This window comes from Pseudomonas sp. NFX5, from assembly GCF_049132125.1.
Taxonomy (GTDB): domain Bacteria; phylum Pseudomonadota; class Gammaproteobacteria; order Pseudomonadales; family Pseudomonadaceae; genus Aquipseudomonas; species Aquipseudomonas marginalis.
This window is the reverse complement of sequence record NZ_JAFMZG010000044.1, coordinates 319,061-333,623: the sequence shown is the minus strand read 5'-3', so window position 1 is coordinate 333,623 and position 14,563 is coordinate 319,061. Positions and strand designations below refer to the sequence as shown.

At 58.8% G+C, this 14,563-nt stretch carries 17 protein-coding genes; 8 read left to right on the top strand and 9 right to left on the bottom strand.

The genetic code is table 11. The features are described from left to right. Positions 1-199: 199 nt before the first annotated feature. Positions 200-1,123: a DMT family transporter gene (locus J1N02_RS29600; RefSeq protein ID WP_368960201.1), complete on the bottom strand. Its 924-nt coding sequence runs from the start codon at positions 1,121-1,123 to the stop codon at positions 200-202. Between the two features lie 77 nt (positions 1,124-1,200). Between J1N02_RS29600 and J1N02_RS29595 the strand changes: the two genes are divergently transcribed. The 3 genes from J1N02_RS29595 (at position 1,201) to J1N02_RS29585 (ending at position 4,263) form a co-directional block, all read left to right on the top strand. After that, entirely contained in the window at positions 1,201-2,127 is a 927-nt protein-coding gene (locus tag J1N02_RS29595) for a LysR family transcriptional regulator (RefSeq protein WP_169899610.1), read from the top strand. 31 nt (positions 2,128-2,158) lie between these two features. Continuing rightward, positions 2,159-3,703: an EAL domain-containing protein gene (locus J1N02_RS29590; protein WP_421148159.1), complete on the top strand. Its 1,545-nt coding sequence runs from the start codon at positions 2,159-2,161 to the stop codon at positions 3,701-3,703. Between the two features lie 194 nt (positions 3,704-3,897). Further along, positions 3,898-4,263: a histone-like nucleoid-structuring protein, MvaT/MvaU family gene (locus J1N02_RS29585; RefSeq protein WP_027606583.1), complete on the top strand. Its 366-nt coding sequence runs from the start codon at positions 3,898-3,900 to the stop codon at positions 4,261-4,263. Positions 4,264-4,374: 111 nt separating this feature from the next. Here J1N02_RS29585 and J1N02_RS29580 read toward each other — a convergent pair whose 3' ends face one another. Then, entirely contained in the window at positions 4,375-4,911 is a 537-nt protein-coding gene (locus tag J1N02_RS29580) for a DUF4946 domain-containing protein (protein WP_092357960.1), read from the bottom strand. 199 nt (positions 4,912-5,110) lie between these two features. Between J1N02_RS29580 and gloA the strand changes: the two genes are divergently transcribed. Further along, a complete protein-coding gene (gloA, locus tag J1N02_RS29575; protein WP_027606585.1) occupies positions 5,111-5,632 on the top strand; it encodes a lactoylglutathione lyase in 522 nt (173 codons plus the stop codon). Between the two features lie 64 nt (positions 5,633-5,696). On the opposite strand, the gene ahpF is transcribed toward gloA, so the two are convergent. From ahpF to J1N02_RS29560, 3 genes are all read right to left on the bottom strand, one after another. Next, positions 5,697-7,262, bottom strand: a complete 1,566-nt coding sequence (ahpF, locus tag J1N02_RS29570) for an alkyl hydroperoxide reductase subunit F (RefSeq protein WP_027606586.1) — start codon at positions 7,260-7,262, stop codon at positions 5,697-5,699. A 130-nt stretch (positions 7,263-7,392) separates the two neighbouring features. After that, entirely contained in the window at positions 7,393-7,956 is a 564-nt protein-coding gene (gene ahpC / locus J1N02_RS29565; RefSeq protein ID WP_003173835.1) for an alkyl hydroperoxide reductase subunit C, read from the bottom strand. A gap of 133 nt (positions 7,957-8,089) precedes the next feature. Beyond that, complete coding sequence (locus J1N02_RS29560) at positions 8,090-9,022, bottom strand: site-specific integrase (RefSeq protein WP_027606587.1); 933 nt, start codon at positions 9,020-9,022, stop codon at positions 8,090-8,092. A 170-nt stretch (positions 9,023-9,192) separates the two neighbouring features. Here J1N02_RS29560 and J1N02_RS29555 point away from each other — a divergent pair, with 170 nt between their 5' ends. Next, a complete protein-coding gene (locus tag J1N02_RS29555) occupies positions 9,193-10,200 on the top strand; it encodes a DNA-binding protein (protein WP_027606588.1) in 1,008 nt (335 codons plus the stop codon). Here the strand turns inward: J1N02_RS29555 and gorA are convergent, their stop codons facing one another. Then, positions 10,201-11,559, bottom strand: a complete 1,359-nt coding sequence (gene gorA / locus J1N02_RS29550) for a glutathione-disulfide reductase (protein ID WP_092357953.1) — start codon at positions 11,557-11,559, stop codon at positions 10,201-10,203. It abuts the gene before it with no gap. 100 nt (positions 11,560-11,659) lie between these two features. Continuing rightward, positions 11,660-12,499, bottom strand: coding sequence for a UTP--glucose-1-phosphate uridylyltransferase GalU (gene galU / locus J1N02_RS29545; RefSeq protein WP_003212579.1), 840 nt, complete (start codon positions 12,497-12,499; stop codon positions 11,660-11,662). A gap of 309 nt (positions 12,500-12,808) precedes the next feature. Between galU and J1N02_RS29540 the strand changes: the two genes are divergently transcribed. Further along, the gene (locus J1N02_RS29540; RefSeq protein ID WP_017528082.1) at positions 12,809-12,994 is read left to right on the top strand and encodes a hypothetical protein; all 186 of its coding nucleotides are present in this window, start codon (positions 12,809-12,811) and stop codon (positions 12,992-12,994) included. Between the two features lie 141 nt (positions 12,995-13,135). Continuing rightward, positions 13,136-13,417, top strand: coding sequence for a hypothetical protein (locus tag J1N02_RS29535; protein ID WP_027606590.1), 282 nt, complete (start codon positions 13,136-13,138; stop codon positions 13,415-13,417). Between the two features lie 9 nt (positions 13,418-13,426). Here the strand turns inward: J1N02_RS29535 and J1N02_RS29530 are convergent, their stop codons facing one another. Together J1N02_RS29530 and J1N02_RS29525 are read right to left on the bottom strand one after the other, a co-directional pair. Next, positions 13,427-13,657 (bottom strand): hypothetical protein, encoded by a 231-nt coding sequence (locus J1N02_RS29530; RefSeq protein WP_368960189.1) that lies wholly within the window; start codon positions 13,655-13,657, stop codon positions 13,427-13,429. Positions 13,658-13,677: 20 nt separating this feature from the next. Then, a complete protein-coding gene (locus J1N02_RS29525) occupies positions 13,678-14,028 on the bottom strand; it encodes a hypothetical protein (RefSeq protein WP_027606592.1) in 351 nt (116 codons plus the stop codon). Between the two features lie 212 nt (positions 14,029-14,240). Here J1N02_RS29525 and J1N02_RS29520 point away from each other — a divergent pair, with 212 nt between their 5' ends. Beyond that, positions 14,241-14,543, top strand: coding sequence for a DUF1883 domain-containing protein (locus tag J1N02_RS29520; protein WP_027606593.1), 303 nt, complete (start codon positions 14,241-14,243; stop codon positions 14,541-14,543). The last annotated feature ends 20 nt before the right edge of the window (positions 14,544-14,563 follow it).

The window sequence follows — 14,563 nt, the reverse complement described above, 5'->3', positions numbered from 1 at the left end:
CAAGGATGAGGTCGGAGGGCGGCGCGCAGGAAAGGCCTCGCACACTGCGGGCGAGGAAGTCACCAAAGATGAGGGGGGAGCCGAGTAGCTTCATGGTTACATCAGTCTCTGACGGCCGAGGCTTGCGTGAGCGCAAGTCCATATTCTTGTATGCGTAAATCGATTCTACACAGCGTAACGGTATTTGTCCGTACTCTTATCAAATCCCCATTGCCCTGGGCTGTGCAAGGGGTTTGTTGCACAGGTAGATGCCCAGCAGGATGACGGCCCCGCCCGCCAGCATGGGCGCCGTCAGTTGCTCCCCCAGCAGCAAGGCACCGCAGATCACTGCCGTCAGCGGGTTGAGTGCGATAAACACGCCGGAGCGCGTCGCGCCAATGCGCCGGATGCCGTCGTAGTAACCGATATACGCCAGCGCCGAGCCCAACACGCCGAGGTAGGCCAGGCTGAGCCACTGGGTGAGCTGCAAGCGGCCGAGCGCTTCTACGCTGACGCTTGCGGTAACAAACGCGGTACTGGTCAACATCAACGTGCCCAGCAGCACCGACCAGGTGACCGTCTGCAATGGCCCCAGGCTTTGGTTGAGCCCACGGGCACACAGCGAATAAACGCCCCACCCTGCCACACAGCCGAGGATCAGCAGGTCGCCGATCCAGGCATCGGCGGTGGCCTGCAACACCTGCGGGTTACGGCTGACAATGACCGTCCCGGCACCGACCAGGCAAAGCAGGATCCCCAGCAGCTTGATCCGACTCAGCCGCTCCTTGAATAAGAGCCAGCTCGCCAGGCCGATCACCGCCGGATTCAACGCCACGATCAGCGAAGCCCGCGACGCATTGATGTACTGCAACCCATAGAAGAAGCACAGGTTGTAGAAAAAAATCCCGCAGAAGCCCAGCACCGCCAGTTGCGCAAACTGCCGAAGGTTCGGGCGTAACAGTCGAATACGCGCGCAGGCCATGAACAGCAACAACGCCAGGCTGGCGAGGATAAAACGCAGGCTGGCGGCCAGCAGCGGATTGAGGTGGTCGGCCAGGAAGCGCCCGGCGACAAAGGTACCGCCCCAGATCATGGTGACGGCGGCGAGCTTGCAATAAGTCAGGTAATCGGAGGCGGGATGCATGGGGATGGCTCTAGGTACGGAGAGAATTGGCGTATTCTTCAGCTAATAACTGATCATCGTAAAATGAGCTTTCACTCATGACCCTGACCCAATTGGAAATCTTCTCGCTGGTCGCCGAGTTGCAGGGCTTCACCAGTGCCGCCCACCGCCTGGGCATCAGCCAGTCGGCGGTGTCCCATGCCATCAAGGCCCTGGAGCAGGAGCTCGGTGTGGAGCTGTTTCGCCGCCACCAGTCGCAGGTAGAACTCAGCGACATCGGCCGGCAATTACTCGGACGTGCCCGTGCCATGCTCGGCCTGGCCAACACCCTGCAACAAGAAGCGGCCGATGCCCGTGGCATGCGACGCGGTACCTTGCGCATCGGCTCGTTCGGGCCGACCGCGTCGATTCGCCTGCTGCCCGCCATCCTCAGCCAGTTTCGCAGCGCCCATCCGGGGATTGAGGTGCATGTGGACGAAGGCCCCGACCGCCAGGTGCTGCAGTGGCTGGATGAGCGACGGATCGATGTGGGCTTTGTGGTGCTGGAACAGGAGCGCTACGACACCTTTACCGTGTTCGAGGACCAGATGGTGGCGCTGCTGCCGGCAGATCATCCATTGGCTGCGCGGGACACCCTGGCCCTGCAGGACTTGTGCGACGATGCCTTTATCCTGACCGAAGCCGGCTCCTCGGAACTGGTCACCCGCCTGTTCGACGCCGGACAACTGCGACCAAGGATTCGTTATCGCTGCGCACAACTGCTGAGCACCCTGGAAGCGGTCAGCCGTGGCGATGGCCTGAGCATCGTCGCCGAAGCGTCGCTGCCCCAGGCACTTGATCTGCGCTATGTGAAGCGACCGCTCTCGCCCCGTGTGCCGCGCCAGATCGGCCTGGCGGTGCTGGATCGTCGGCAGTCGTCACCGGCTACCCTGGCCTTTATCGAGATTGCGCAAGGCCTTGTCAGGGCGAGCAAATTCCAAGCGGGCCATCTATCATCGGAACATTCCCCGCCGGCCTGCCGGTAAAGCCCTCTCCCTGCGCAACAGGCCTGAACCCATGCCCCTCACTGTCAAAGGCCCGCGAAGACTTCTTACCCGCTATGCGATCAGCCTGTTGGCGGGTGTGCTGCCGATCCTGCTGGGTGCGGCCATCCTGTATTGGCAAGCCGAACGCACCCTCGAACAAAGCACGGCGCAAACCGCCCAGGAAGCCGTACGTCAATTCGACCTGATGCTCGACAATACCGCCCTCGCCGCCCAGGCCTTGCTGCCCCTGGCCGGACAACCGTGTGACAGTGGCGCGCAACTGGCGCTGCGTGAACAGGTCACGCGCCGGCCGTTCGTGCGGGCGACGACCTTGTCCTGGCAGAAAAATATCTATTGCAGCTCCCTGTTCGGCAGCAACTACGAGTCACCGGTAAACCCGGATGACTACGTCGATGGCCGCCTGTGGCTGATGAACGGCAACCCGGTTACACCGGATACCGCGTTGCTGGTCTACCGCCTGGTCGACGGGGACAAAGCGGCGTTTGCCTCGATCGACGGCTATCACCTGACCAACGCCCTGCGCCTGATCAGCCGCTATGCCCAGCTTGTGCTGCAAGTCGGGCCTCACTGGCTCGGCGCCGATGGCAACGTGCACGACACCGCCGTCCCGGTATTTGCCGTGGCCCATCATCATCTGGCGTCCGAGCGCTATCGCTACAGCGTCGACGCCGGCATGCCGGCCGGTGAGGTGTGGCGCTATATGCAGGCACGTTACCCGGCGCTGTTCAGCCTGGTGGTGTTCTTTGGCGTGCTCGCGGGCCTGCTTGCGCACTGGCTGCAAAAGCGCTCCTCGGCGCCCACCCATGAGCTGCAGCGGGCGCTGGGGGCCAATGAGTTCATCCCGTACTTCCAGCCGGTGGTGCGCGGTGACACCCGCGAATGGGCCGGCTGCGAAGTGCTGATGCGCTGGCAGCACCCCAAGGAAGGTCTGGTCCGGCCCGATCTGTTTATCCCGCTGGCCGAACATTCCGGCCTGATCGTACCGATGACCCGCGCCCTGCTGCGCCAGACCGCCGCCCAACTGGCGCCCCATGCGACGCAGTTCACCCCGGGCTTCCATATCGGCGTGAATATCACCGCGCGCCATTGCCACGACCTTGCACTGGTGGAGGATTGCCGTGAATTTCTCGCCGCCTTTGCGCCAGGCCAGGTGACCTTGGTGCTGGAGCTGACCGAGCGCGAGTTGATCGAGCCCACGGATATTACCCGTCGACTGTTCGACGCCCTGCATCAACTGGGCGTGATGATTGCCATCGATGACTTTGGTACCGGTCACTCCAGCCTGGGTTATTTACGTAACTTCAATGTGGACTACTTGAAGATCGACCAGAGTTTTGTCGCCATGATCGGTGCCGATGCACTATCGCGGCATATTCTGGACAGCATCATCGAATTGTCCGGCAAGCTGGACCTGGGCATCGTTGCCGAGGGTGTAGAGACTGCCGAGCAGTGCGAATACCTGGCCGCTCACGGCGTGGATTTCCTCCAGGGCTACCTGTTTGGAAAGCCATTACCCAGCGATGAATTCATTAAAATCTGGCCAGCCATTCAATAGCCATGCACTAGCGGCGTTGAAATAATGTTAATACGACAAAAGACGTGATTTACTCGTGGCGGATTAACTACTACAATTTTTCTTGCCTGTGCAGAACTCGCAGGACGACTTCTTCTGTGAGTCGCCTTAACGCTATTGGCTTATAGCTTTGTCTGTAGTTGACATCAGCCAAATACACTATTGGAGTATAGATTTTGTCCAGACTCGCCGAATTTCGCGCAGCAGAAAAAGCCCTTCAAGAGCAGCTCGCCCAGCTGGAGTCCCTGAAGAACGACGCCGGCCTGAAGAAAGAAATCGAATTCGAAGAAAAGCTTCAAGGACTGATGAAAACCTACGGCAAAGGCCTGCGCGACATTATCCTGATCCTTGATCCAAACCCGGGCAAGACCAGCGCTGCCGCCGCCAGCGCACCCAAACAGCGCCGTGCGCGCGTGGTCAAGGTTTACCACAACCCGCACACTGGTGAACTGATCGAAACCAAGGGCGGTAACCACCGTGGCCTCAAGGCCTGGAAAGAACAGTATGGCGCGGCCACTGTAGACTCCTGGCTTCGCGGCTGATCGCAGCGCACTAACAAAGAGCCCCGCACATGCGGGGCTTTTTTATTCAAGGGCTCGAAACCGAACTTAAATAACATTTCACTTTGTTGAGAATCGACGGGCGAAACGCACTTAAAGTTTGAGGCTGGCGCGCACCGAACTGACTTCATCCTTGCTGGCTTCGTAAGCGTCGGCTTGACCCGCGTATGAAAAAACATACGCTTTATCGGTATCAACAGCCCCCACCAATGTTTGCGAAAGGACGTGCCGTCCATTCTCGGTAATCACACAGGTAGTTTCCACGGCCTCAAGGCGACTCAGTGTTGTCGAGTGCATCTTGCTGCACACACTCTGGTAACCGCCCTGGGCAAAATCCTTCTGGATGGACTTGCGCATCTCCAGCAATACGCCCTGAAGATTAACGTTATGCCCGGCCTCGATCGGCGTCCCCGTCAACTCCATCACCATCAATGTGTTGCCATTTTCGTCGTTCTTGATCGCACGCTGCCGCGAGACCGGCTGCGGGGTGGCCGGCGCGGCGCCGTCGGGCACCACTTCCTCGACCTGCCAGCCGCTGGGCCAGTGAATTTCCGGGTCGCCCGCCCACACCCAGGGGCTGGCCAACAGCAAACACAGAGCGCTCAACAGCGGTATACGACATTCGATCATTGCAAAAGACACCCAAGGTTCAAGCGACAAAGTGTGAGCCCCGCCACCGGCCGGTCGCAAGACCTGCGCGCGCTTTTTCATTTGGCGCAGCAAGCGGGCCTTGCGTATCATGGCCCGGCTGCACGGACGCCAGCCGCAAGCCAAGGGAACGCTCCTCGCACCTGGAGCCGCGTTTGCCCCATTTTTTTCTGGAGGGCCCATGAGCCTGCACGAACTGAACACCTTCCCGGGCGTCACCGCCCAACCTGACACCGCCACCTCGAACTTCGTGTTCAACCACACCATGCTGCGGGTCAAGGACATCACCAAGTCCCTGGACTTCTACACCCGCGTCCTGGGTTTTTCCCTGGTTGAAAAGCGCGACTTCCCGGAAGCCGAATTCAGCCTGTACTTCCTGGCCCTGGTGGACAAATCCCAGATCCCGGCCGACGCCGCCGCGCGCACCCAATGGATGAAGTCGATCCCGGGCATCCTGGAACTGACCCACAACCACGGCACCGAAAACGATGCCGACTTCGCCTACCACAACGGCAACACCGATCCACGGGGCTTCGGCCATATCTGCATCTCGGTGCCCGATATTGTCGCCGCATGCGAACGCTTCGAAGCATTGGGCTGCGATTTCCAGAAACGCCTGAGCGATGGCCGCATGAAAAGCCTGGCGTTCATCAAGGACCCGGATGGGTACTGGGTTGAGATTATTCAGCCAGCACCGCTGTAAGTTTCTAACGCACAACGAAAAACCCCATGATCACTCATGGGGTTTTTCGTTTCAGGACCTGGGCTTAGGCCGGAGCGGAGGTGCGGATCAAGTGATCGAAAGCACTCAGGGAAGCCTTCGCGCCCTCGCCTACTGCAATCACGATCTGCTTGTACGGCACGGTCGTCACGTCACCGGCGGCGAATACCCCTGGCAGTGAAGTTTCGCCACGGGCATCGACAATGATCTCGCCACGGGGGGTCAGTTCCACAGTGCCTTTAAGCCAGTCGGTGTTGGGCAGCAAGCCGATCTGTACAAAGATGCCTTCCAGGTCGAGGGTCTTGAACTCACCGGTATCGCGGTCCTTGTAGGCCAGGCCTGTCACTTTCTGGCCATCACCTTTGACTTCACTGGTCAGCGCGCTGGTGATCACGTCAACGTTAGGCAGGCTGTACAGCTTGCGCTGCAATACCGCATCGGCGCGCAGCTTGCTGTCAAACTCCAGCAAGGTCACATGGCTGACGATACCGGCCAGGTCGATGGCTGCTTCAACACCGGAATTACCGCCGCCGATCACCGCCACACGCTTGCCCTTGAACAACGGACCATCGCAGTGCGGGCAGAAGCACACGCCCTTGGCCTTGTATTCCTGCTCGCCCGGCACCCCCATTTCGCGCCAGCGGGCGCCGGTGGCCAGGATCACGGTCTTTGACTTGAGGGTCGCACCGCTTTCAAAGCGAATTTCGTGCAGGTCACCGGGATTCTTCGCCGGCACCAGGCTGCTGGCGCGCTGCAGGTTCATGATGTCCACGTCGTACTGACGCACGTGGGCTTCCAGGGCGCTGGCCAGTTTCGGCCCTTCGGTTTCCTGCACCGAGATAAAGTTCTCGATGGACATGGTGTCCAGCACCTGGCCGCCAAAGCGTTCGGCGGCAACACCGGTGCGGATGCCTTTACGTGCGGCGTAGATGGCGGCTGCGGAACCGGCTGGGCCACCGCCGACGACCAGCACATCAAAAGCCTCCTTGGCGCTGATTTTCTCGGCGGCTTTTTCAATGCCGCTGGTGTCGAGCTTGGCGAGGATTTCTTCCAGGCCCATGCGGCCCTGGCCGAAGTTCACACCATTCAAGTAGACGCTCGGCACCGCCATGATCTGACGCTCGTCGACTTCAGCCTGGAACAGCGCGCCGTCGATGGCGACGTGGCGGATATTCGGGTTGAGCACGGCCATCAGGTTCAGCGCCTGGACCACGTCCGGGCAGTTCTGGCAGGACAGCGAGAAGTAAGTCTCGAAGCTGAACTCGCCTTTAAGGGCGCGGATCTGTTCAATCACTTCGACACTGGCCTTCGACGGGTGGCCACCGACTTGCAGCAGGGCCAGCACCAACGAAGTGAATTCATGGCCCATGGGGATGCCGGCGAAACGCAGGCTGATATCGGCACCCGGGCGGTTGATGGAGAACGATGGCTTACGCGCATCATCGCCATCGGTCTTCAGGGTAATCAGCGTGGTGAGGCTGGTTACGTCCTGCAGAAGGGCGAGCATTTCCTGGGATTTCGCGCCGTCGTCGAGGGAGGCGACGATCTCGATCGGCTGGGTGACCCGTTCCAGGTATGACTTCAACTGAGCTTTAAGATTGGCGTCCAACATACGGGCGATTTCCTATTAATTCGGTTTATTGCAGACAAAAAAACGCCCGAGCGACTATCGCCCGGGCGTTTTGAGGGCGGATGCAGCTTACTTAAGTGCGGAGTTCCGCCCTTGATACGTCTTCACAGACTTAGATCTTGCCGACCAGGTCCAGGGACGGCGCCAGAGTGGCCTCGCCTTCTTTCCACTTGGCTGGGCAGACTTCGCCTGGGTGGGCAGCCACGTATTGAGCGGCCTTGATCTTGCGCAGCAGCTCGGAAGCGTCACGGCCAACACCGCCGTCGTTCAACTCAACGATCTTGATCTGACCTTCCGGGTTGATCACGAAGGTACCGCGGTCAGCCAGGCCAGCTTCTTCGATCAGGACGTCGAAGTTGCGGGAGATGGTCAGGGTCGGGTCGCCGATCATGGTGTACTGGATTTTGCCGATGGCTGGCGAAGTGTTGTGCCAGGCAGCGTGGGCAAAGTGGGTGTCGGTGGACACGCTGTAGATTTCCACGCCCAGTTTCTGGAATTCGGCGTAGTTGTCAGCCAGGTCTTCCAGCTCGGTTGGGCAAACGAAGGTGAAGTCGGCTGGGTAGAAGAACACGACCGACCATTTGCCTTTCAGGTCAGCGTCGGTCACATCTACGAAGTTGCCGTTTTTGTATGCAGTTGCTTTGAACGGTTTTACTTGGCTGTTGATGATAGGCATCGTTGACTCTCCGTCAGGGGTTAAGAAGTTGATGAGGTGAATCCTACCCACTCTCCCGGCGGATGGCTCATTGGCAAACCTGATGCTGACGATTGGTTTTCCCTATCAGGTGACGGTATTAATAGAAGAAATCTCAAAGCAGCGGTTGAGTAGCCAATGTCATGCCGAGAAAGGGCGTCGCTTCAACATAGCGCATGGCGGATTTCATGTCGCTCCAGCCGACGTAACTCATCAACGACTTCAAGTCCCACCCGCTGGAATGGGCCCAGGTGGCAAAGCCCCGGCGCAGCGAGTGACTGGTGTACTGCTCGGCGGCGATGCCCGCACGCTCAAGCGCCTGGCGCAGCAGCGGTATCACGCTGTTGGGGTGCAAGCCCCCCTCCCCCAGGTTTCCCCAGCGATCGATACCGCGAAATACCGGACCGCGCACCAGGGCCGAGGCGCTGAGCCATTCGCTGTAGGCCTGCACCGGACACAGGCGCAGCAGCGCCGGCGTGTGATAGGTCTTGCCTAGGTTGTCGCGGTCACTTTTGCTGCGCGGCAGGTACAGGCGGATGCCTGCACCGGGTGTGGCCTGTACATGTTCGATGCTCAAGCGACACAACTCATCGCTGCGAAAACCACGCCAGAAGCCCAGCAGAATGAGTGCAGTGTCACGCCGGGCCCGCAGCAATCGCGGCTGGTCATGTGCCTCAACGGCCTCTCGCGCTTCAGCCTCGAGGGAGGCCACGACCTGCTCCAGATGCCTGAGCTGCAACGGCTCGGCCTGCTTCTCCTGCGCCGGGTGCACGGCACGAATGCCCTTGAGCACCTTGCGCACCACCGGCGCTTTCGTCGGATCGGGAAAGCCCTGGCTGGTATGCCATTGCGCCAATGCCGAGAGCCGCAACTTCAAGGTGTTGACTGCCAACACGCCGGCATGCGCCACCAGGTAACGCGCCACGCTATCGCTGGTGGCCGGCAGAAATCCGCCCCAACTGACTTCGAAGTGTTCGATCGCCGCACGATAGCTGCGGCGCGTGTTATCGCGGGTGGCTGCGTTGAGGTAAAGGTCCAGATCGCTCATGGGAGGCCTATTTGTACTGCTGGCAGAGATGTAAGCGCTCCAGTCGCTTATGACACGGGATAATACGCCAATATCCCATCTGTTAAATCATGAATTTGAACAGGTTTTTATTCGTGATAAAGTATGTATCTACATAATACATACCACAGTACTAAATCGACGGAGACCCCATGGCTCGCGGCGGCATTAATAAAGCAGTAGTTCAAACGGCACGCCTGGCGATCCTCGCCCGTGGCGAGAACCCCAGCATCGACGCGGTACGCATCGAGATGGGCAATACCGGCTCGAAAACCACCATCCACCGCTATTTGAAGGAGCTGGACGACAGCGAAGCCCGCCTGACCATCACCGAAGCGCCGATTGACGACGAATTGGGCGAACTGGTTGCACGCCTGGCGCAGCGCTTGAAGGACAAGGCTCAAGAGCCGATTGACCTGGCCCTGGCGCAGTTCGAACAGCAAAAAACCGCCCTGCTCGCCCAGATCGAGGCACTTGAAGAAGCTCACGGCGAACTCAAGCAACAATTCGATATTCAGGCGGCTGCACTGGCAGAAGAAAGCGCTGCCCTGCAAACCACCAGTACCAGCCTGCAAACTGAGCAAACGCGCAACGCCGGCCTCAGCCAGGCCTGCAGTGATTACGAACTGCGGATCAATGACAAGGATGAGCAGATTCGCTCGCTGGAAGAAAAGCACCTGCATGCCCGCGAGGCACTGGAGCACTATCGCAATGCGATCAAGGAGCAGCGCGAGCAGGAGCAACGGCGCCACGAAGGCCAGCTGCAGCAAGTACAGGCAGAGCTGCGCCAAGCCCAGCAAAGTGCAATGGTTCGCCAGGACGAAATTACCCAGCTGCACCGCGACAACGAGCGCCTGCTGATCGAGCACCGAGTGACGGCAAAGGAATTGGCTGCGCTGCAGGAGGAAACCCGCAAAGGTCAGGCCCAGCAACTGAAACTGAGCGAACACGTGAGCCAGATCGACAGCGAGCGCACTCTCCTTCAGGAGCGCCTGCGGGTGGCCTTGCTTGAAAGTGAGTCACGCCAACAAGCGCTGGCTGAGCACGGGCACACCAACAAGCGCCTGGAACTGGAGCTTATGAAGGCCCACGCCACTATCGAAGCGTTGCGCCTGGCCGCCGCCGTTGCGACGGCGCCAGAGGCAACACCGCCAGCCTGATCAGTCAGCCACAGGCGTGCGCATGGTGACGAACTCTTCCGCCGCCGTGGGATGCACGCCGATGGTTTCATCGAAGTGCTGCTTGGTCGCGCCGGCCTTGAGCGCGATCGCCAGGCCCTGGACGATCTCGCCCGCGTCCGGACCGACCATGTGGCAGCCCAACACCTTGTCGGTGTCGGCGTCGACCACCAGTTTCATCAAGGTTTTTTCCTGGCACTCGGTCAAGGTCAGCTTCATCGGGCGGAAACGGCTTTCGAAGATCTGCACCCTGTGCCCGTTTTTCTTCGCCTCCTCCTCCGTCATGCCGACCGTGCCGATATTCGGCAGGCTGAATACCGCTGTCGGGATCATTGCGTAATCCACCGGGCGGTAGTGCTCGGGCTTGAACAAGCGACGCGCTACGGCCATGCCCTCGGCGAGGGCCACCGGCGTCAGTTGCACACGGCCGATCACATCACCGATCGCTAGGATCGACGCTTCGGTGGTCTCGTACTGGTCGTTCACCTGGACGAAACCGCGCTCATCCAGTTCCACGCCGGTATTTTCCAAGCCCAGGTTATCCAGCATCGGACGCCGGCCGGTGGCATAGAACACGCAATCGGCCTCCAGCACGCGACCGTCTTTCAAGGTCGCCTTGAGGCTGCCATCGGCTTGCTTTTCAATGCGTTCGATGTCCGCATTGAATTGCAGGTCGAGGCCGCGCTTGGTCAACTCTTCCTTAAGGTGTGTGCGCACTGAACCATCAAAGCCACGCAGGAACAGGTCGCCGCGATACAGCAATGACGTCTGCGCGCCCAGGCCATGGAAAATCCCGGCGAACTCAACCGCGATATAGCCGCCACCTACCACCAGCACACGCCTGGGCAACTCTTTGAGAAAGAACGCCTCATTGGAGCCTATGGCGTGCTCACGTCCCGGAATATCCGGAATCTGCGGCCAGCCCCCGGTAGCGATCAGGATGTGCCTGGCCGTAAAGCGCTCGCCATTGATTTCCACCTGGTGCGGATCAACCAGGCGCGCATGCCCCTCATGCAGGGTCACGCCGCTGTTGACCAGCAGGTTGCGGTAGATGCCATTGAGGCGATTGATCTCGCGATCCTTGTTGGCGATCAGGGTCGCCCAATCAAAACTCGCTTCACCCAGGGACCAGCCAAAGCCACTGGCTTGCTCGAAGTCTTCGGCAAAATGTGCGCCGTACACCAACAGTTTCTTCGGCACGCAGCCAACGTTTACGCAGGTACCACCCAGGTAGCGACTTTCCGCCACGGCCACCTTGGCCCCAAAGCCCGCAGCAAAGCGCGCCGCGCGAACACCGCCGGAACCGGCGCCAATTACATACAGGTCAAAATCGTAGGCCATTTCATTCTCCTCGGCAGGACATCAGCATACCGACTTACATGGGACTGAAAAACGAAAAAGCCACCCGAAGGTGGCTTTTTCAAAGGCAGGCCTGCGTGAATCAGTAAGCCTTGCCAGTCTTGTAGAAGTGCTCGTAGCAGAAGTTGGTGGCTTCGATGTAGCCTTCGGCGCCACCGCAGTCAAAACGACGACCCTTGAACTTGTAGGCGATCACGCAGCCGTCTTTGGCCTGCTTCAACAGGGCGTCGGTGATCTGGATCTCGCCACCCTTGCCTGGCTCGGTTTCTTCGATCAGCTTGAAGATGTCCGGGGTCAGAATGTAACGACCGATGATCGCCAGGTTCGACGGTGCATCTTCAGGCGCCGGCTTCTCGACCATGTCGCGTACGCGGATCAGGCCATCACCAATGTCGTCACCGGCAATCACGCCGTACTTGTTGGTCTCTTGAGGATCGACCTCTTGAACCGCAACGATGGTGCAACGGTATTTCTGGTACAGCTTGACCATCTGGGTCAGTACGCCGTCGCCTTCCAGGTTCACACACAGGTCGTCCGCGAGTACTACGGCGAACGGCTCGTCACCGATCAATGGGCGGCCGGTCAGGATGGCGTGGCCGAGGCCTTTCATCTGGGTCTGGCGGGTGTAGGAGAACGAGCACTCGTCCAGCAGCTTGCGGATGCCGACCAGGTATTTTTCCTTGTCGGTGCCCTTGATTTGGTTTTCCAGCTCGTAGCTGATGTCGAAATGGTCTTCCAGTGCGCGCTTACCGCGACCGGTGACGATAGAGATTTCGTTCAGACCGGCATCCAATGCCTCTTCGACGCCGTACTGAATCAGTGGCTTGTTTACCACCGGCAGCATCTCTTTGGGCATGGCCTTGGTCGCTGGCAAGAAGCGAGTGCCGTAACCGGCTGCTGGGAACAAGCATTTCTTGATCATATAAGTCCTTACAAAGGGCTGTGCGTACGGAATTCGGCGCAGTCTAATCAGGCCGCAGTCACCTTACAATGGGTCCTGCTGGCGTTGCGATGTCATCATAGAGAAAAAATGTCGGCGTAAGTTCCGCTGATCTCACAAAGAGCAGCCCCGCCGGCACGCTAAAAAAGTCCGTCCCCTCATGTTTAAAGGGGTTGCAACCCTTTTAACACGCTTTTCAGCCCAGAACACTGACTTGGAATAACTTGCGCGGTCCTGGAACATTTGGCGCTATCATTGCATCCTTGAATCAGACCACGAGATTGTTAATAGATGTCAGAACCAAAAGGCGTGAACGGCTACCTGATCACCAAGCGAGCAGACGGCTGGCACCTGATCAATTTCCATGGAGACAGCGTCGCGGGCGTTTTCGAGACCGAAAGCATGGCGATCGCGGTCGCCGAAGTGTTTGTTGACGAAGCGGGCCACGCGTCGAGCAAAAGGCCGAAGGGCAAGTAAGCCTGCAGCCCTGCGCCAAAAGCCCCGACTCACGGGGCTTTTTTGGTTTTGCCTGTACCTAGATGGCAGTTCGCTATAATCTTCAAGAAACGCCCCACGACAGTGTCAGCGCCCCTCCCACACCCTCGACGACGAACACACATGAACAAATTTCTGGCACTGACTGCGGTACTGGCACTCGCCGGCTGCACCACCACTTCCGATGTCTACCTCAAGAACGGCGAGCAAGGCCTGACCATCGACTGTTCAGGCGAAGCCAACTCCTGGGCCAGTTGCTACGAAAAAGCCGATGCCTCCTGCGCAGGCACCGGCTATCGCATTGTCGGCACCGAGGGCACGCCATCACTGAAGGAAAGCGACAAGACCCTGGGCCAGGATGTGGGCAACTACAAAAGTCGCAGTGTGGTGGTGGTCTGCAAGTAACTCCGGGGGTTACAGGTGGATCTCGGCGAATTTGATCCCCAGTTCCCGAAGGATTTCGCTCAGCTCGTCAAGACTGGCAAAGGATTCGACTTCATCCTGATCATCCACCAGAAAAAAGCTGCGACCGCCGCTTTTCTTGAAGAAGACGATCCAGTCGCCCAGGTCGGCGGGGTTCTGGATGACATGGGTGGCCGAGATTTCACCCTCGGCATGGCGGGCCTTGACGTGTTCACGCTTCATATCGGCTTTCCCCAGCGGCCTCAACCGGAAATGCACTCTTCCCCGGCTTTTTTCACATCACCCGGGCGGATCGGCACGTTGGACATGCTCTCGTAGAGCTTGATGCTGCTACCGCTGGAGCGCTCTTCAATTTCGAAAATAGCCGAAGGATCGGCGGAAAATTTCTGCGGCACGATAACCTGCACACCATCTTTATGCGGTTCAATCTGCGGCGGCCGACGAGTAGCCGACAGTTTCCTTACCACACACGCGGCATACTCCTGGGGTTTTTTCCCGGAAATGACGGCCAACGTCGGCGGGGTCTGCTTGATATCTGCAACCGAAGCACACCCACCTATCGCCAAGGCCAGAACCAACACACTCCACTTCATACAAAACCTCCAATAAAGACCCTACGACAGCGGAGATGGTAATTTTCTCCCGCCCACGTAGGATTTATCCCTGATAACTCGGTAAATAACTGTTTTAAATTGTCGACGCCATTGAAGACGGGCCGATAATAAACGCGCTGGGGCTGATAAACTCTATCTTAACCTACGTATCATTCTGATTTTGCAGAAAAAGCCCTTCTGGAGACACCCTCATGAAATTTATCCACCAGCGCGAGCACCTCAACGAGGGAGACATTGTCGTCATCGAATGCTCGCAGACTTGCAATATTCGCCTGATGAGCGACGCGAACTTTCGCAGCTTCAAGAATGGCGGTCGCCACACATACCACGGCGGCGCCTTCGACACGTTCCCCGCCAAGATCACCGCACCCAGCACCGGGTTCTGGAACATCACCCTGGACGTGGTGACGCGTCGCGCGATCAGCGTCACCCGCAAGCCGGCGCTGTCCCACAAGATTCGCATCGTACGTCGCACCAGCACCAAGCTGAGCTGACTCGAAGACGCCAGAGGAAA